The organism is Bradyrhizobium sp. CIAT3101 (assembly GCF_029714945.1).
Lineage (GTDB): Bacteria > Pseudomonadota > Alphaproteobacteria > Rhizobiales > Xanthobacteraceae > Bradyrhizobium.
In genome coordinates, this window is sequence record NZ_CP121634.1 from 243,303 (window position 1) to 260,983 (window position 17,681).

A 17,681-nucleotide genomic window follows, 5' to 3' on the forward strand; every position below is an offset into this window, starting at 1 on the left:
GAAATGACCGGCTTTTTGCTTGACGTTACGGCCTTCGGGCGGCGACAACCCAGCCGAATTTGGCAGCAAGGATTTGACTGTGTCCGACCTCGCAACGCTCGAAACATCCATCCTCGACCAGATCGCCGGCGCCGGCGATGAAGCCGCGCTCGAAGCGGTGCGCGTCGCAGCCCTCGGCAAGAAGGGCTCGATCTCGGCGCTACTTGCCACGCTCGGCAAGATGTCGCCCGACGAGCGCAAGACGCAAGGTGCGGCCATCAACCTGGCCAAGGACAAGGTCACCGAGGCGCTCGCCGCACGGCGCGACCTGCTGAAGTCCGCAGCGCTCGATGCGCGGCTGGCATCCGAAACAATCGACGTGACCTTGCCTCTGCGCGATGCCCAGGCCGAAGCCGGCCGCATCCATCCGCTGAGCCAGGTGTGGGACGAGCTGACCACGATCTTCGCCGACATGGGTTTCTCGGTCGCCGAAGGCCCCGACATCGAGACCGACGACTACAACTTCACCAAGCTGAATTTTCCGGAAGGCCATCCGGCGCGCGAGATGCACGACACGTTCTTCTTCCACCCGAAGGAAGATGGCTCGCGCATGCTGTTGCGCACCCACACCTCGCCGGTGCAGGTGCGCACCATGCTGAGCCAGAAGCCGCCGATCCGCGTGATCTGCCCGGGCCGCACCTACCGCATCGATTCCGATGCGACCCACACGCCGCAATTCCATCAAGTCGAAGGGCTCGTCATCGACAAGCACTCGCATCTCGGCCACCTCAAATGGATCCTGCACGAGTTCTGCAAGGCGTTCTTCGAGGTCGATCACATCAACATGCGCTTCCGGCCGTCGTTCTTCCCCTTCACCGAGCCGTCGCTGGAAGTCGATATCCAGTGCCGCCGCGACAAGGGCGAGATCCGCTTCGGTGAGGGCGAGGACTGGCTCGAGATTCTCGGCTGCGGCATGGTGCATCCGAACGTGCTGCGCGCCTGCGGCATCGATCCCGACGAGTATCAGGGCTTTGCCTGGGGCATGGGCATCGACCGCATCGCCATGCTGAAATACGGCATCGCCGACCTGCGCCAGCTGTTCGACAGCGACGTCCGCTGGCTCAACCATTACGGCTTCAAGCCGCTCGAAGTGCCGACACTCGCGGGAGGGCTGAGCTCGTGAAATTCACCCTCTCCTGGCTGAAGGATCATCTCGACACCGACGAGCCGCTGGAAAAGCTCGCCGACAAGCTCACCATGATCGGGCTCGAGGTCGAGAACATCGAGGACAAGGCGAAGGCGTTGAAGCCGTTCACCATCGCGAAGGTGATCTCGGCCGAGCAGCATCCGAATGCAGATCGCTTGCGCGTCTGCATGGTCGACACCGGTGACGGTGGTGCGCCGGTGCAGGTCGTATGCGGTGCGCCGAATGCGCGCGCCGGGCTCGTCAGCGTATTCTCGCCGCCCGGCACCTACATTCCCGGCAAGGACATCACGCTCGGCATCGGCACCATCCGCGGCGTCGAGAGCCGCGGCATGCTGTGCTCGGCGGCCGAGTTGCAGATCTCCAACGACCATGACGGCATCATGGAATTGCCGGCGGATGCACCGATCGGCGCGGGTTACGCCGAATGGGCGGCCCTTGGCGATCCCGTGATCGAGATCAACCTGACGCCGAACCGGCAGGATTGCACCGGCGTGCACGGCATCGCGCGCGACCTCGCCGCTGCCGACATGGGCAAGTTCAGGGATCCCTCGATCAAGCCGATCAAGGGCGAATTCCCCTGCCCGGTGAAGGTCACGGTCGAGGACGCCACGCTGTGCCCGGGCTTTGCGTTGCGCCTCGTGCGTGGCGTGAAGAACGGCCCGTCGCCGGAATGGCTGCAGAAGCGGCTGACCGCGATCGGGCTGCGCCCGATCAATGCGCTGGTCGACATCACCAACTTCATGACCTACGACCGCGCGCGTCCGCTGCACGTGTTCGACGCCAAGAAGGTGGTGGGCAATCTCGTGGTGCGCCGCGCCCGCGACGGCGAGGCGCTGCTCGCGCTCGACGGCCGCGCCTACAATCTCGATCCCTCGATCTGCGTGATCGCGGACCAGCATGGCGTCGAATCGCTCGCCGGCATCATGGGCGGCGAAGCCTCGGGCTGCGACGAAAACACCACCGACGTGCTGATCGAATCGGCGCTGTGGAACGAGATCAACGTCGCCCAGACCGGCCGCAAGCTCGGCATCAACTCCGATGCGCGCTACCGCTTCGAACGCGGCGTCGATCCGGCCTTCATGGTCCCGGGGCTCGAGCTCGCCACCAAGCTGGTGCTGGAGCTGTGCGGCGGCACGCCGTCGGAGAACGTCGTGGTGGGCAAGACCTTCGGCGACGATCGCGTGATCGATTTCCCGCTCACCGAGGTCAAGCGTCTCTCCGGCATCGAGGTGCCGCAGGTCGAGATGAAGCGCATCCTGAGCCATCTCGGCTTCATGATGGCGGGCCCGGGCCCCGTCGTGAAGGTCGCGGTGCCGTCGTGGCGCACTGACGTGCATGGCAAGGCCGACATCGTCGAGGAAGTCGTCCGCATCTACGGCGTCGACAAGGTGCCGATGACGCCGTTCGAGCGTGGCGAGGATGCACGCAAATCCGTGCTGACGCCGCTGCAGCTTCGCACCCGCCGCGCCCGGCGCGCGCTCGCGAGCCGCGGCATGATCGAAGCCGTGACGTGGTCGTTCATCACGAAGCCCGCGGCAAAACTGTTCGGCGGCGGCCAGCGCGAGCTCGAAGTCGCCAACCCGATCGCCGCTGACCTCTCCGACATGCGGCCGAGCCTGTTGCCGGGCCTGGTGGTAGCCGCGCAGGCCAATGCCGATCGCGGCTATGGCGACGTCGTGCTGTTCGAGGTCGGCCAGGTCTTCAAGGGCGACCGTCCGCAGGATCAGTTCATGGCGGCGAGCGGCGTGCGCCGCGGCCTTGCGTCGTCGGACGGATCGGGACGGCACTGGTCGGGCTCGGCGCAGGCCGATGTGTTCGACGCCAAGGCCGATGCGCTTGCCGTGCTGGCCGCGGCCGGCGCGCCGATGCAGGCGCTCCAGATCGTCGCCGGCGGTCCCGCCTGGCTGCATCCGGGCCGCTCCGGCACCATCCAGATCGGCCCGCAGAACGTGCTCGGCACCTTCGGCGAGATGCATCCGCGCGCGCTGGAGGCGCTCGGCGCCGACGGCCCGCTCGTCGTGTTCGAAGTCACGCTCGACCGCATTCCGGAAGCCAAGAAGAAGCCGACCCGCGCAAAGCCGCTGATCGAGCTGTCGGCGTTCCAGCCGGTGTCGCGCGACTTCGCCTTCATCGTCGACCGCGCCGTGAAGGCTGGCGACATCGTGCGCGCTGCGCAAGGCGTCGACAAGAAGCTGATCACCGGCGTCAACGTGTTCGACGTCTATGAAGGCAAGGGCATCGACGACGGCAAGAAGTCGATCGGCATCGCCGTGACGATCCAGCCGCGCGAGAAGACGCTGACCGACCAGGAGATCGAGGCGGTTGCCGCGAAAATCGTGGCGGAGGTCACGAAGAAGACCGGCGGCTCTCTGAGAGCATGATGCCGAAAAGCGCGAAGCGGTTTTCGGACAACGTCATGCTCACGAGACATCGAGCATGACGCTCACGGACTTCCTTCCCAAGGATGTCAGTCTCACTATCGCGATGGCGCTCTGTGCCATCGCTTTCGTTTCAGGCACTGCGCGCGGCTTTTCGGGGTTCGGCTCGGCGCTGATCTTCATGCCGCTGGCGAGCAGCGTCGCGGCGCCGCGGCTGGTTGCGGCGCTTCTCCTGGTGATCGATTTCGTCGCGGCGGCGCCGCTGCTGCTTGATGCGTGGCGGAAGGCGGATCGCAAGGCGACCGCGGTGATCGTGCTGGGCGCGCTGGTCGGCGTGCCCGTCGGCACCTATTTCCTCAGCGTGCTCGAGCCCGTCACCACGCGCTGGATCATCTCCTGCTTCGTCGCTGCGCTGCTTCTGCTGCTGCTGTCGGGCTGGCGCTATCGCGGCAAGGACCATGCCTGGCTTTCGGTCGGCATCGGCGGCCTCTCCGGCTTTTGCAGCGGACTGGCGCAGACCGGCGGACCGCCGATCGTCGGCTATTGGCTCGGCCGCCCCATCGCTCCCATCGTGGCGCGCGCCAACATCGTGCTGTTCTTCGGCGCGTCCGATTTCTTCTCGATGGTCAGTTATGCCACCACTGGCCTGATCTCGCGCGAGTCGCTGCTGCTGTCGCTGATCGTCGGGCCGGTCTACGCGATCGGCGTCGCCTTCGGCGCATCCCTGTTCGGCCGCGCGAGCGAGATCGTGTTTCGCAGAATCTGCTATGGGCTGATCGCGATCGCAGTGATCACCGGGTTGCCGGTGCTGGACGGGGTGCTGCGGTAATCTCCGCCGTCGTCCCCGCGAACGCGGGGACCCATAACCCCAGGGAGAAGCGATCGGGCGAGGTGATAACTCCGAGTCTTCGCCAAACCACTTCCTGTGGTTATGGGTCCCGGATCTGCGCTTCGCTTGTCCGGGACGACGGCGGAGTTTGTTGCGGCTTGGTTGCCTCTGCCCCTACTGCCTCAGCGACGCCGCTTCTTCGTCGACTGCGTCGGCACCTCGGCCGGCTCGTCCTTCAGCGCGCCAATTTTACGGAGCGCGGCGTCGGCCGCGCGCTCGCCGCTGTCCCAGGCGCCGTCGACCGTGCCCCACAGCGTCTCGTGCGTGGCTTCGCCGGCGAGGAACACATTGCCGATCGGCTCGCTCAGGATTTTTCGCGACAGCTGGCCGCCGGGAGAGGCTGCCGACATCGCGCCCATGACATAGGGCGAGGCATTCCAGCGCGTCACGGCGGTCTTCTGCACATTGGCGGCCGCTTCGCTGCCGAACAGCTTCGTGATCCATTCCCTGGCGAAGGCCGCCATCGCCTTCTCGCCCTGCTCGGAGAGATCGCGGCCGAACGAACCGCCGACGTCGATCGAGCACAGCGAGGACCCGCCGATATTGGCGAACATCAGCGCGGTGCGCGTCGAGTTGCTCTGCTCGATCAGGATGTCGTCGCGCGAGAGCCCGAGCGGATTTCCCGGCAGTTGCAGCACGATGTGATCGTAGCTGCCGAGCGTGAGCTTCGACGCCGCATCGAGCGTGCGCTTGGGAACGTCGGGCGCAAACTTGATCGCACCGCTCGTGAGCACGTTGGTCGAAACCGTGATGATAGCGGCGCGCGCGGCGATCTTGCCCGCTTGCGTCTCCACGCTGACGTCGCGATTGCTCCAGACGACCCGGCTTGCCGGGGTCGAAAGCACGACCGGCGCCTGCTCGCCGAGCTTGGCAATGAGGGTGCCGAGACCCTGGCGGCAGGCGATCGGAGCGTTGCGGTCCTGCGCACGCGCCTTGTCGATCGCCGACAGCTCTTTCAGGTCCTTCCCCGCGAAGCTCGCACCGAGCACGAACTCGGCGGCGCCCGCCCAATCGCCGAGCTCTTTTGGCAGGACCGATGCGCAGGACGTGTCGAGCTTGCCGCGCGCGGCCTCGTCGATGGCACGGTTGGCGCGCACCAGCGCTGCCAAAAACTCCTCGGTCTCGCCCGCGCGGGCATTGCGGCGGCCGATGCGCATCTTCTGGCCGGACGGTGCCGGCGAGACATCGAGCCCGGCACTGCGCGCCAGCCGGATCATCGGGTTGGTGTCGGGATTGTGCATCCAGCGCGCGCCACGATCGAACGGGACGTCGAAGGTGGTGCTGTCGGTGATGCAGCGCCCGCCGATTTGCGACGCCGCCTCCACCACGACGACCTTGCGATTGGCCGCCATGACGCGCCGCGCCGCAGCGATGCCGGCCGCACCGGCGCCGATCACGACAATGTCAGCCTCGCGCGGCAGGGGTGCGGCAGTTGCGCCCAGGACCGGCATCGCAGCAAAGGCCGCCGACGCCGATAGGAAGCTGCGGCGCGTGATTGTCATGTCATGGTTTCCGGAGACTTGCAGCGAACGGGAACAGCAAGCGAACCTTGCCGCATCTGATGTTGCGCAGCAACCATCATGGTGAATCAATCGTGCTTGACCTCACAGACCCATGAACTGAATTGCAACAGGTTTCGACCATGATACAGATGGAAAAAAGATGGCCAGAAAGGCCCAGGGGGAGTTCATGGGGACGGTCCTAGATTCAGTCGGCAAGGTGATTGCCGCGTACCTCTCGAAGGAGGTGCCGGGCTACGAGCCGTTCACGCCGAGCGACCCCGAGCACCTGCGCGGCGTGATCCAGCCCGGCGACGTGATGCTGGTCGAGGGCAACAACCGCATCTCCGGCATCATCAAATATCTGACGCAGTCGACCTGGTCGCATGCCGCGCTCTATGTCGGCCCGGTCGAGGGCGCGGTCGAGCCCAACGGCGAGCCGCATGTGCTGATCGAGGCCAATATCGGCGAAGGCGTCACCTCCGCGCCGCTGTCAAAATATTTTCCGTACCACACCCGCGTCTGCCGCCCGGTCGGGCTGTCCTATGAGGACCGCACCACGGTGTGCCGCTATGCGATCAACCGCATCGGCTTCGGCTACGACACCAAGAACATCATCGATCTGATGCGCTTCCTGTTCCCGCTGCCGATACCGCAGCGATGGCGGCGGCGCATGATTGCGATCGGGTCGGGCGATCCGACCAAGATCATCTGCTCGGCGCTGATCGCGCAGGCCTTCGACGCCGTGCGCTATCCGATCCTGCCGAAGATCACCAAGGCCGGCAGCCGTGCCGCCCGCCGCGAGATCCTGCACATCCGCGATTCCTCGCTCTACATGCCCCGCGACTTCGACATCTCGCCCTATTTCGAAGTGGTCAAACCCACCATCGTGCACGGCTTCGACTACACAGCCTTGCACTGGGCCGACAAGCAAAAGCCGCTCGAGGAGGTAGCGGGCTCATTCGGTGTGTTTCCAGAAACGCTCCGTGCGCCGCCGCTCGTTCCTGAAGCGATTGACGAAGAAGCGCCGGCTGAGGTTTCGGCTGAGCAAGTGAGTGCGGAAACGGTTCAACGCGACATCGACTCCGAGCGTTTCCCGCTGCTGAAGCGGCTGGCGATGTACCGCCCACGGCGCCGCCGGCTAGCTCGCGAAAGAGCTGCATAAACAGCAGTCGTCCCGGCGAAGGCCGGGACCCATACCGCGTGATCTAACGCTCGCTGACGGTAGAAGTACAGAACAACGAGTCTTCGCCAAACCACTCCCTGTGGTTATGGGTCCCTGCCTTCGCCGGGACGACACCTGTGGGTGTGGCGCGATATCGCTTTTCCACAGTTGCTGCGCTCGCAATGAGAGCGCGCCCTACCGCTCCGCTCGTCCAATCACCGCCATCAGCTCCGCAATCTTCTCGCGCTGATCCGCCTTGTCGCCGCTCGCGATCGCATGCTCGACGCAATGGGCGACGTGGTCCTTCAAGACCTCTTCCTCGACACGGCGTAGCGCGGCGCGCACCGCAGAGATCTGCGTGACGATGTCGATGCAGTAGCGATCCTCCTCGACCATTTTCGACAGGCCGCGAACCTGGCCCTCGATCCGGCCGAGACGTTTTCCGACGGATGCCTTGATGTCCTTGCGCATGGGGTCTATATACCCCTACCGGGTATAGGTTACAAGGCCGGAGTGCAGGAATGAACGACGCGGACCACGAGCATCATCACGACGGGAACACGCATTCCGGATGCGGCTGCTCCGCCAAGACCGCCGCGCCTCCCAAACCCGCGGCCTCGTCCTGCTGCGGCGGCCATGGCGATCATGCCGGCCATGACCACCACCACGCCCACGACCATGGAACGGCCGCGGCAAAGGTTCTTGATCCCGTCTGCGGCATGACGGTCGATCCCGCGACGTCAAAGCACCGCCTCACACATCACGGCGAGACCTTCCATTTCTGCTCGGCCGGCTGCCGCACCAAGTTCGCCGCCGATCCCGCAAAATATCTCGCGAAGGACAAGGCGCCCGAGCCGGAGATGCCAGCGGGCACGATCTACACCTGCCCGATGCATCCTGAGATCCGCCAGGTCGGACCCGGCAGCTGCCCGATCTGCGGCATGGCGCTGGAGCCGGAGGTCGCGAGCCTGGAGACCGGACCGAATCCGGAGCTCGCCGACATGACGCACCGGTTCTGGATCGGCGGCGCGCTGGCGCTGCCCGCTGTGGTGCTGGAGATGGGTGGCCATCTCGCAGGGCCCCACAACTGGATCGATCCGACTTTGTCGAACTGGATCCAGCTCGTCTTTGCGACCCCTGTCGTGGTCTGGGCCGGCTGGCCGTTCTTCGTCCGCGGCTGGCAGTCGCTCGTCACGCGCAACCTCAACATGTTCACGCTGATCGCGATGGGCACGGGCGTGGCTTATGTCTACAGCCTGATCGGCACCATCGTGCCGCAGATTTTCCCCGCCACTTTCCGCGGCCATGAGGGCGCGGTCGCCGTCTATTTCGAAGCCGCCGCGGTCATCACCGTGCTGGTTTTGCTCGGCCAGGTTCTGGAGCTGCGCGCCCGCGATGCCACCTCGGGCGCGATCAAGGCGCTGCTTCAGCTTGCCCCGAAAACCGCGCGGCGTGTCGATTCCGATGGCGGCGAGCATGAGGTCGAAATCGACGCTCTGCACGCTGGCGATTCCTTGCGCGTACGTCCCGGCGAAAAGGTGCCGGTCGACGGTGTCATTCTCGAGGGCCGCTCCTCGCTCGATGAATCGCTTGTGACCGGCGAGTCCATGCCCGTCACCAAGGAGGTTGGCGCCAAGGTGATTGCCGGCACGCTCAACCAGTCGGGCAGCTTCATCATGCGCGCCGACAAGGTCGGGCGCGAAACGCTGCTGTCGCAGATCGTGCAGATGGTCGCGGACGCGCAACGTTCGCGCGCGCCGATCCAGCGACTGGCGGACCGGGTCGCCGGCTGGTTCGTGCCGACGGTGATTGCCGTCGCCATCGCAGCCTTCGCCGCATGGGCGTGGTTCGGCCCGGAGCCGCGGCTTGCCTTCGGCCTCGTCGCCGCCGTCAGCGTGCTGATCATCGCCTGCCCCTGCGCGCTGGGGCTGGCGACCCCGATGTCGATCATGGTCGGCGTCGGCCGCGGCGCGCAGGCCGGTGTCCTGATCAAGAATGCCGAGGCGCTGGAGCGGATGGAGAAGATCGACACGCTGGTGGTCGACAAGACGGGCACGCTGACCGAGGGCAAGCCCAAGGTGGTCGCGATCGTGCCGGCATCCGGCTTTGCCGAGGATGACATCCTTCGGCTTGCGGCCAGCGTCGAGCGTGCCAGCGAGCATCCGCTCGCCGACGCGGTCGTGCGCGCAGCCAAGGAGAAGCAGCTCGGCCTCGGCCAGGTCGAAGAGTTCGATTCGCCGACGGGCAAGGGCGCGACGGGCAAGGTCGACCGCAAGAGCATCGTCCTCGGCAACGCGAAGTATCTGACGTCGATCGGCATCGACACGAAAGCGCTCGATGCCGAGGCCGAGCGCCTGCGTGGCGACGGCGCCACCGTCATCAACATGGCGATCGACGGTCAGCTCGCCGGACTGTTTGCCATCGCCGATCCGGTCAAGGCTTCGACCCCGGAGGCGCTGAAGGCGCTCGCCGCCGAAGGCATCAAGGTGATCATGCTGACCGGCGACAACCGCACCACGGCGCAAGCCGTCGCGCGCAGGCTCGGCATCGCCGACGTCGAGGCCGAGGTGCTGCCGGACCAGAAGAGCGCGGTGGTGACAAAGCTGCAAAAGGCCGGCCGCAGCGTCGCGATGGCCGGCGACGGCGTCAACGACGCCCCGGCGCTGGCTGCAGCCGAGGTCGGCATCGCCATGGGCACCGGCACTGATGTGGCGATGGAAAGCGCCGGCGTCACGCTGCTGAAGGGTGATCTCACCGGCATCGTCCGGGCCCGAAAGCTGTCGCAGGCGACGATGAGCAATATCCGGCAAAACCTGTTCTTCGCCTTCATCTACAACGCCGCCGGCATCCCGATCGCCGCCGGCATCCTCTATCCTGCCTTCGGCGTGCTGCTGTCGCCGATCATCGCGGCCGCCGCGATGGCGCTGTCTTCGGTCAGCGTGGTCGGCAACGCGCTGCGGCTTCAGGCGACGCGGCTGTGAAGCGAAGGTGCGCTCCCTCGCCCCGCTTGCGGGGAGAGGTCGGAATTCGAGCGTAGCTTGAATTCCGGGTGAGGGGGACTCTCCGCGAGTCCAACTCCTACCGTCCCTGTGGAGACTCCCCCTCACCCCGACCCTCTCCCCGCAAGCGGGGCGAGGTAAGAGAGACCAGGCGCGCGGAGAGGACCTGATGCAGCGGATTACGATCACGATCGAGGACGATTTGCTGGCGGAGATCGATGCCGCGGCCGAGGCGCGCGGCTACCAGAACCGCTCGGAGATCATTCGCGATCTCGCCCGCGCCGGCCTGCAGCAATCGAGCGAGGACACCGCCCAGACCGGCCCCTGCGTCGCCGGGCTCGTCTATGTCTACGACCACGCCGCGCGCGATCTCTCAAAACGGCTGGTGCAGGAATTCCACGGCCACCACGACCTCGCGCTGGCGACGCTGCACGTCCATCTCGACGACAACAATTGCATGGAGATGACCGCGCTGAAGGGCGATGCCGCCGAGGTCAAGCATTTCGCCGACCACATCATCGCGGAGCGCGGCGTGCGCTATGGACGTGTGGTGATGATCCCGACGGGGGAAGGCAAGCCGGCCAAGGTGCGGAAGCACGGGCATCGGCATGAGTAGGTTAGACTAGCAGAGCGGGCCACTCTTACCCTCCCCTGGAGGGCAAGCAAGATCACGCCGCCTTCGCAGCGCTCCCGCCCGGCAACCCTGCTCGCGCGAGGCCGCCATAGAGCTGCTCGTTCGGCATCTCCTCGCGCAGGATCTTGCGGACCGCGATCAGCCTGTCGAGATCGATGCCCGTCGCAAAGCCCTTGCTCTCGCACAGGAACACGAGGTCTTCGAACACCACGTTGCCGGTCGCGCCGGGCGCGAAGGGGCAGCCGCCGAGGCCGCCGAGCGAACCGTCCAGAATACGTGCGCCTTCATCCAGCGCGGCGGATGCATTGGCGATGCCCATGCCGCGGGTGTCGTGGAGATGGATACAGATCGGCTTTGATCCCGAAAGCTTGACCGCGCCGCGGGTCAGCTCGGCCACCTGCTTCGGTCCGGCGTAACCAACGGTGTCGGCGATCGCGACGAAATCGACGCCGGCCTCGAGGCACTTGTCGACGAGACGCAGCACCTCCGCAGGGTCCACCGCGCCGGTGATCGAGCAGCCCAGCGCCATCGAGATCGCGGCATTCACCAATGGCTTGTGGGCGCTGGCGTCGCGCATTTCGCAGAGACGCTTCACATTGGCGATCGCGGAGTCGCGCGAACGATGCGCATTGGCCTGGCTGTGCTCCTCCGTCGCCGACACCACCGAGGCGATCTCGCCGACGCCGGATTGCAGCGCCTCGTTCACCCCACGCTCATTGAGCGCCAGCGCGATGCCGTGGGCCCCCGGCAGGCTCGCCACCGTCGTGACGACATCGCGGACATCGACGAATTGCGGAAAGGTCTTTGCCGGCAGGAACGAGCCGACCTCGAAATGCCGCACGCCGGCCGCATATTCTTCACGCACCCAGCGTTGCTTGGCCTCGGTGGAGGGAAACTTCTTCACGAGCTGAAGACCGTCGCGCAGGCCGACCTCGCGCAGGCTGACGCGGTCCGCGGGGTAGATGGTCTCGATCCGGCTCATGTGCGCCTCCCAGCGGCTTTTGACGTGACGTCGTTGTTGTCGATCTCGGCGCGGACCGCCGATGTGTCGGCGCCGAGCGGCGCGACCTTCAGGCCTTCACCGAGATGGTCGCCGTTCCACTCGATCGGCAGCGTCGGCACATGGAACGGCTTGCCGTCGGCGGTGATGTTGGTGACGAGCCCGCCGGGCCGCAGCACATGCGGATCGGTGAGGAGGTCCTCGGGCCGGTTGATGGGCGAGAAGCAGATGTTGAGCGCGTCGAGCCTCTGCGACAGCTCCGCCACGTCCCGCTGCCGGATGATCTCGGCCACGCGCGGAAGGATCCGCGGCCGCGCCAGGATGCGATCGGTCGTGGTGCGCAAGGTGGGATCATCGAGAAACTCGCTCAGGCCGAACTCCCGGCAGAACGCCTGCCAATGGCCCTCGGTGACGACGCCGATGAAGATGCGGCCGTCGCCGGCGGCATCGAAGATGTCGTAGATCGGCCAGGCATGCTCGCGCTCCGGCATCGAGCGCGGCTTGTTGCCGGTCATCTCGTATTCGACCATGTGCTGGGCGACCAGGAACAGGCAGTTCTCGAACAGGCCGATGCGGATGTCGGCGCCGTCGCGCTTGCCCCCGCGCTTCTGATAGAGCGCAGCGAGAATCGCGATCACGCCGAACATGCCGCCCATGATGTCGTTGGCGGAGGAGCCGACACGCTGCGGCTTCTCCTTGGTGCCGGTCATGGCGGCGAGGCCCGACATCATCTGCACGACTTCGTCGAGCGCGGGGCGATGCTCGTAGGGGCCGGACAGAAAACCCTTGTGGCCGGCGATGATCAGATGCGGATGGCGGCGGCGCAGTTCCTCGGCGCCCAATCCCTGCTTCTCGAGCAGGCCGTCGCGAAAATTCTCCAGGAACACGTCGGCCGTTTCCAGCAGCCGGTGCATGGTGTCGCGATCCGCAGGCTTCTCGAAGTCCAGCACCACGCTGCGCTTGCCGCGGTTGAACAGCGGAAAAAATGCCGTGCCCATGCCGCCGAGGGAGCGGGTCTTGTCGCCGGCGGGCGGCTCGACCTTGATCACGTCGGCACCGAGTTGCGCCAGGATCATGCCGCAGGTCGGGCCCATGACCATGTGCGTCATCTCGACGACTCGTACGCCTTCGAGCGGCAATCCGGTCTCAGCCATCCGTCACTCCTGTCCGTTCGGCTTGAAGACTAGGCCTTCACAAGCCTTCTTAAAAATATAATCTGTCGAAGATTGCCTTCGCACTTATAGAACGCTGGACCATCATGGATTCGCGCCAGCTCCGCTACTTCATCGCCGTCTACGAGCAGCGGAACCTGTCGCGGGCGGCCGACCAGGTGAATGTCGCGCAGTCCGCGCTGAGCCATCATATCTCGAATCTGGAAGCCGAGTTCGCAACGCCGCTGTTCGAGCGCAAGTCGCGCGGCATGGACCCGACCGCGGCCGGCGAACGGCTCTACGAGCACGCCCGCATCATCCTGCGCGCGATGGCGGAAGCCGAGACCGAGGTGCGCGAGGGCGCCCGCGTCATTGCCGGCGAGATCTCGATCGGCATGGCCAATTCCGGCGTCAAGGCGATCGGCGTCGAGCTGATGCGCACGGTGCTGACCAAATATCCCAAGCTCAAGCTGTCGCTGACCGAGAGCCTGTCGGGCGCGACGCTGATGCACCTGATGATCTCCAATGTCGATCTGGCGCTGGTCTATAACCCGCCGTCGGAGAAGGAGCTGATTACGGAAGCCGTGCTTGAGGAGGAGATGTTCCTGGTCGGCATTCCAAAACTGGTCGGCAAGACCAAGACCCCGATCCGCTTCGAGGAACTGAGCCGGCTGCCGCTGATCCTGCTGCGCTACGGCCTCGGCCTGTCCTCGCGTGCGCTGCTCGACGATCCCGTGTTGCTCAAGCGGCTGGAAGGCAGCGCCATCCTGCACGCGAACTCGATCACGGGCATGACCGGCGCGCTGGTGGAGGGGCTCGGCTGCACTATCGCGACCAAGCTGTTCGCGCGGGAGGAGCTCGCCGCCGGCCGCCTGGTCGCGCGCGAGGTGATCGCCCCGAAACTCACCCGCACGCTCTATCTCTGCCGCCTGCGCAACCGCCCGATGACCTACGCGATGGAAGAGATGCGGCGGTTGATACTGGCGCTGATCGCCGAGCAGGTGCGCGAGGGGGCCTGGCAGGCGGAGCTGGTGGGGTAAGGGGGCGACGGTGCTGCACTCCCTCTCCCGCTTGCGGGAGAGGGCTGGGGTGAGGGTATCTCCTCATCGGGATTGTCCCGTTGCGGAAAGAACCCTCACCCGGCGCTGCGCGCCGACCTCTCCCGCAAGCGGGCGAGGTGACCGAGCGTGCCGACCGACAGTCCTGCCCCATCAGCCTGAGTTCGAAAATCTCGAACGCTTCCATCGATATGTTCTTCTGGATTTCCGGCATCGACGCGCCAACATGGCGCGGTCCGGCAAGGCTTACGAAAAACCACAGAGATGAGCCGCCGGGAACCGCGCGCGATTCGCGCGCCACGGGAGGACTTCATGAGCGTTGTCGGCATCGACACAGGCTTTGAGCTCGGCGCTGCACCATCCGGACCGGACGAGATCTCGCGGCGGCTCGAGGCGATGCCGGCGACGGCGTACATCTGGCGGCTCGTTATCCTGCTCTCGCTCGGCGGCTGTTTCGAGATCTACGATCTGTTCCTGACCGGCTATATCGCGCCGGGGCTCAGCCGCAGCGGATTGCTCTCCACGACGACAACCGCCTTCTTCGGCTTCTCAGGCATCGGCGCCTTCGTCGCTGCGACCTTCGCCGGCCTCTTCGTCGGCACCTTCTTCCTCGGCTTCCTCGCCGACCGTTTCGGCCGCCGCGCGATCTTCACCTGTGCGCTGCTCGGCTACAGCGCGGCGTCGGTGATCATGGCCTGCCAGACCTCGTCGGAAGGCCTGCTGCTCTGGCGCTTCCTGGCCGGAATCGGCATCGGCGTCGAGGTCATCACCATCGATGCCTACATCACCGAGCTGGTGCCGAGCCGGGTGCGTGGACGCGCCTTCGCGGTGAACCAAGCGATCATGTTCATCGCCGTGCCAGTGGTCGCCTTCCTCGCCTGGTGGCTGGTGCCGCTGGCGCCTTATGGCGTCGAGGGCTGGCGCTGGGTGGTGCTGATCGGCGCCGCCGCCAGCATGATCATCTGGGTGCTCCGGCTGTTCCTGCCGGAGAGCCCGCTCTGGCTGGCGCGCCATGGGCGCACCGAGGAGGCGTTCCGAATTCTCGCGACGCTGGAAGCCCGAAGCGGCACCGCCGCACCGGGCCCCGCCCCCTCGCTCGCACGGCCGACGACGCAGACGCTCGCACGCATCGGCTTTGCCGATCTGTTCCGCCCGCCTTATGTCTCGCTCGTGGTCCTGTTCATGGTGTTCAACCTCTGCCAGGCCTTCGGCTTCTACGGCTTTGCCAATTGGGTGCCGACGCTGCTGGTGGAAAAGGGCATCACCGTCACCAAGAGCCTGCAATATTCCTTCATCGTCGCCGTTGCCTATCCGATCGCGCCGCTGCTCGCCGCCAGCTTCGCCGACAAGTTCGAACGCCGATGGATCATCGCCGGCGCCTGCATCGCCATCATCGTGTTCGGCATGGCGTTCGCGCAATTGACCGAGCCCGGATTGCTGATCGTCTGCGGCGTGCTGCTGACCGCCTGCAACACGACGATGTCCTACGCCTATCACGCCTACCAGACCGAGGTGTTCCCGACCCAGATCCGCGCGCAGGCCTCCGGCCTCGTCTATTCGATGAGCCGGCTGAGCGCGACATTCTCCGGATTCATCGTCGCTTACATGTTGAAGGAAGCCGGCGTCATCGGCGTGTTCGGCCTGATCACCGTGGCCATGCTGATCGTGGTGATCACGATGGCGCTGTTCGGCCCGAACGTGCGCGGCAAGGCGTTGGATACGATGTAGCCGCGGTCCCTCCTCGCGTCATTGCGAGCGCAGCGAAGCAATCCAGAGTCTTTCCGCGCAGACAGCCCCTCACCCTAACCCTCTCCCCGTAAGAACGGGGAGAGGGAAAAGAGACAGTCTCTACGACCTCACGTTGCCAGCAGATTCTGCAACGCTGCGCCGTTGGGAACACCCAGGCCGGAGCAGGCATCCCAGCCGGGGCCGGCCTTGTACATGCCGTGCAGATCGCCGGTGATATCGTTGTTGCCGACCGTGATGTCGCGGAACACGCCTTGTGCATGCGAGGCGTAGATCAGCGGGTTGATGAAGCCGACCGTCTTGCCGAACTTCTTGGTCGTGGCCTCGTTGATGCGGGCGATCAGTCCGGCCATTAGCGGCGCCACAGCGCTGGTGCCGCCGATCGTGGTCATGACGCCGTTGAGGAAGATCTGGTAGCCGGTCGCGGGATCGGCATCGCCGGAAACATCGGGCACGCCGCGCCCGACCGAATGCGACGGCGATTTCGGCACATGTGCGTTGGCCTGGTATTGCGGCCTCGGGAATACGATGCTGACACCGCCGCCGCCGGCGCCGTCCTGTGGGCCGCCGTTCCAGACCGTTTCGGTGATGGTCCCGTTCGAGGCCCGCAAATTGGTGCCGCCGCAGGCCAGTGCAAACGGGCTCGAGGCCGGGAAATCGGCGTGCGGCTTGCCGTCCCATCCCTCGGCCATGTCCGCGGAACCGTTATCGCCGGAGGCGACACAGACGGTGACACCCATCGCGGCGGCATCGCGGATCGCCTCGTTGAGGCCGTCGACGAATTGCTGCGAGCCGGCCGGATCTTCCGGTCCGCCCCAGCTGATCGAGATCACCGAGGGTTTTCGCGCGCTGTCGTGGACGGCGGCTTTCACCGCGTCGATGAAACCATTGGTGGTGTTGGGCGCGAAATAGACCACGATCCTGGCGCCGGGCGCGATCGCGCCGGCCACCTCGATGTCGAGCACGACCTCGCCATCGGCATCGGAATGGCCCGGTTTGTTGGCGCCACCGTCGACACTCGCGGGGACGATCCGCGGCATCGGGATGCCCGCCTTCTTGAAGAAGGTTTTCAGGTCCGAGGTCTTGTAGCCGGCGCCCGTGGGATGACCCTTGGTGTCGATATCGTTGAGCTCGATGATGGCGATGCACTGGCCGGCGCCGGTCTCACCGCCCGGGAAGTTGTAGAGCTGCGCGATCTGCTCGACCGAGAAGCTGCCGCCCTGGCCCGCGCGCGCGGTCGCGCCCTTCTTCGCAAGCTTGCGCCGGAAATGCGGCTGCGCCACCGGCCGGTTGTCCAGGCCATGCACGCCGACCACGATGCCTTCGAGCTCGGCCGGGATCTGCACATTGCCCTTGCGCATGCGATAGGTCGCGCCGTCGTGCTTGACCTTGTCGAGCTTGACGCCGAAGGCGGCGTTCATCGCCTTCACCGTACCGGTCAGCTTCACCGTGCGCGAGGCCAAGTGCACGCTCTTGACGTTGAGCTCGTGGTGATGCGCGAAATCGTCGATCTTGGCGACGTCGGCGGTATCGGCGCCCATCTGTTCGGCGAACTCGGCGCGGGAAAGATATTGCCGCTCGCGCGGCGGTTGCGCGCCGAGCGCCATCACCTGTTCGTCGTCGGAGCGCTTCGCCCGCAGGCGAATGCTGATCTCGATTTCCTGCTTGGGATCGGCCGCACCGACGACCTTGGCCCCCTTCGGCAATTTACGGGCGCTGTTCGCCAGCGTGACACGCTTAGTCGAGCTTGCCATGACTTCCTCCGTTTGTGATTGGAAGGCTGATTGTCGCACCTCAACTATAGGTGTAATCTCAGCGGCGAATTGGTTCAGATGATTGAGCGATTTTTTCCGAAATAGTCTTGTTTGGTAGAGTCATTTCTCACTGCCTCAAATCGGCACGGAATCGGTCAATAGTGCGGACCATTCGGCGCCTGCTTTTTCGACCTCAGATTGCAACCATTGGCTGGCCTGGCC

General features: G+C 65.4%; 13 protein-coding genes. 8 read left to right on the forward strand and 5 right to left on the reverse strand.

Going from position 1 to position 17,681, the window contains the following annotated elements; all coding sequences use genetic code 11:
* The first annotated feature begins 79 nt into the window (after positions 1-79).
* Genes pheS through QA645_RS01010 form a run of 3 tightly spaced genes read left to right on the forward strand, consistent with a single transcriptional unit; the run spans position 80 to position 4,393 of the window.
* Entirely contained in the window at positions 80-1,162 is a 1,083-nt protein-coding gene (gene pheS / locus QA645_RS01000) for a phenylalanine--tRNA ligase subunit alpha (RefSeq protein ID WP_254127321.1), read from the forward strand.
* Positions 1,159-3,567, forward strand: a complete 2,409-nt coding sequence (gene pheT / locus QA645_RS01005; RefSeq protein WP_283047607.1) for a phenylalanine--tRNA ligase subunit beta — start codon at positions 1,159-1,161, stop codon at positions 3,565-3,567. Before pheS ends, pheT begins: the two co-directional genes overlap by 4 nt.
* 55 nt (positions 3,568-3,622) lie before the next feature.
* Complete coding sequence (locus QA645_RS01010; protein ID WP_283047609.1) at positions 3,623-4,393, forward strand: sulfite exporter TauE/SafE family protein; 771 nt, start codon at positions 3,623-3,625, stop codon at positions 4,391-4,393.
* Positions 4,394-4,575: 182 nt separating this feature from the next.
* On the opposite strand, the gene QA645_RS01015 is transcribed toward QA645_RS01010, so the two are convergent.
* A complete protein-coding gene (locus QA645_RS01015; protein ID WP_283047611.1) occupies positions 4,576-5,955 on the reverse strand; it encodes an NAD(P)/FAD-dependent oxidoreductase in 1,380 nt (459 codons plus the stop codon).
* 187 nt (positions 5,956-6,142) lie between these two features.
* On the opposite strand from QA645_RS01015, the gene QA645_RS01020 reads away from it, so the two are divergent.
* Positions 6,143-7,117, forward strand: a complete 975-nt coding sequence (locus tag QA645_RS01020; protein ID WP_283047612.1) for a YiiX/YebB-like N1pC/P60 family cysteine hydrolase — start codon at positions 6,143-6,145, stop codon at positions 7,115-7,117.
* Positions 7,118-7,312: 195 nt separating this feature from the next.
* On the opposite strand, the gene QA645_RS01025 is transcribed toward QA645_RS01020, so the two are convergent.
* On the reverse strand, positions 7,313-7,588 hold the full coding sequence (locus QA645_RS01025) for a metal-sensitive transcriptional regulator (RefSeq protein ID WP_007598521.1): 276 nt from the start codon (positions 7,586-7,588) through the stop codon (positions 7,313-7,315).
* Between the two features lie 50 nt (positions 7,589-7,638).
* Between QA645_RS01025 and QA645_RS01030 the strand changes: the two genes are divergently transcribed.
* Both QA645_RS01030 and nikR read left to right on the forward strand, forming a co-directional pair.
* Positions 7,639-10,098 carry a heavy metal translocating P-type ATPase gene (locus QA645_RS01030; protein WP_283047614.1) on the forward strand — a complete coding sequence of 820 codons (2,460 nt, stop codon included), beginning with the start codon at positions 7,639-7,641 and terminating at the stop codon, positions 10,096-10,098.
* 187 nt (positions 10,099-10,285) lie between these two features.
* A complete protein-coding gene (nikR, locus tag QA645_RS01035) occupies positions 10,286-10,732 on the forward strand; it encodes a nickel-responsive transcriptional regulator NikR (protein ID WP_254127326.1) in 447 nt (148 codons plus the stop codon).
* Between the two features lie 52 nt (positions 10,733-10,784).
* Here nikR and QA645_RS01040 read toward each other — a convergent pair whose 3' ends face one another.
* Positions 10,785-11,732, reverse strand: coding sequence for a hydroxymethylglutaryl-CoA lyase (locus QA645_RS01040; RefSeq protein WP_283047616.1), 948 nt, complete (start codon positions 11,730-11,732; stop codon positions 10,785-10,787).
* Positions 11,729-12,904, reverse strand: a complete 1,176-nt coding sequence (locus QA645_RS01045) for a CoA transferase (RefSeq protein WP_283047618.1) — start codon at positions 12,902-12,904, stop codon at positions 11,729-11,731. The genes QA645_RS01040 and QA645_RS01045 overlap by 4 nt, the downstream gene beginning before the upstream one ends.
* Before the next feature lie 104 nt (positions 12,905-13,008).
* Between QA645_RS01045 and QA645_RS01050 the strand changes: the two genes are divergently transcribed.
* Entirely contained in the window at positions 13,009-13,941 is a 933-nt protein-coding gene (locus QA645_RS01050; protein ID WP_283047620.1) for a LysR substrate-binding domain-containing protein, read from the forward strand.
* A 330-nt stretch (positions 13,942-14,271) separates the two neighbouring features.
* Entirely contained in the window at positions 14,272-15,687 is a 1,416-nt protein-coding gene (locus tag QA645_RS01055) for an MFS transporter (RefSeq protein WP_283047622.1), read from the forward strand.
* Between the two features lie 128 nt (positions 15,688-15,815).
* On the opposite strand, the gene QA645_RS01060 is transcribed toward QA645_RS01055, so the two are convergent.
* Positions 15,816-17,459: a S53 family peptidase gene (locus QA645_RS01060; RefSeq protein ID WP_283047625.1), complete on the reverse strand. Its 1,644-nt coding sequence runs from the start codon at positions 17,457-17,459 to the stop codon at positions 15,816-15,818.
* Positions 17,460-17,681: the final 222 nt, after the last annotated feature.

Coding starts and splice junctions, on each gene's coding strand:
- QA645_RS01025 (WP_007598521.1), bottom strand. CDS start 7,588: ATGCGCAAGGACATCAAGGCATCCGTCGGAAAACGTCTCGGCCGGATC.
- QA645_RS01060 (WP_283047625.1), bottom strand. CDS start 17,459: ATGGCAAGCTCGACTAAGCGTGTCACGCTGGCGAACAGCGCCCGTAAA.
- QA645_RS01015 (WP_283047611.1), bottom strand. CDS start 5,955: ATGACAATCACGCGCCGCAGCTTCCTATCGGCGTCGGCGGCCTTTGCT.
- QA645_RS01020 (WP_283047612.1), top strand. CDS start 6,143: ATGGGGACGGTCCTAGATTCAGTCGGCAAGGTGATTGCCGCGTACCTC.
- QA645_RS01030 (WP_283047614.1), top strand. CDS start 7,639: ATGAACGACGCGGACCACGAGCATCATCACGACGGGAACACGCATTCC.
- QA645_RS01040 (WP_283047616.1), bottom strand. CDS start 11,732: ATGAGCCGGATCGAGACCATCTACCCCGCGGACCGCGTCAGCCTGCGC.
- nikR (WP_254127326.1), top strand. CDS start 10,286: ATGCAGCGGATTACGATCACGATCGAGGACGATTTGCTGGCGGAGATC.
- QA645_RS01010 (WP_283047609.1), top strand. CDS start 3,623: ATGACGCTCACGGACTTCCTTCCCAAGGATGTCAGTCTCACTATCGCG.
- QA645_RS01045 (WP_283047618.1), bottom strand. CDS start 12,904: ATGGCTGAGACCGGATTGCCGCTCGAAGGCGTACGAGTCGTCGAGATG.
- QA645_RS01050 (WP_283047620.1), top strand. CDS start 13,009: ATGGATTCGCGCCAGCTCCGCTACTTCATCGCCGTCTACGAGCAGCGG.
- QA645_RS01055 (WP_283047622.1), top strand. CDS start 14,272: ATGAGCGTTGTCGGCATCGACACAGGCTTTGAGCTCGGCGCTGCACCA.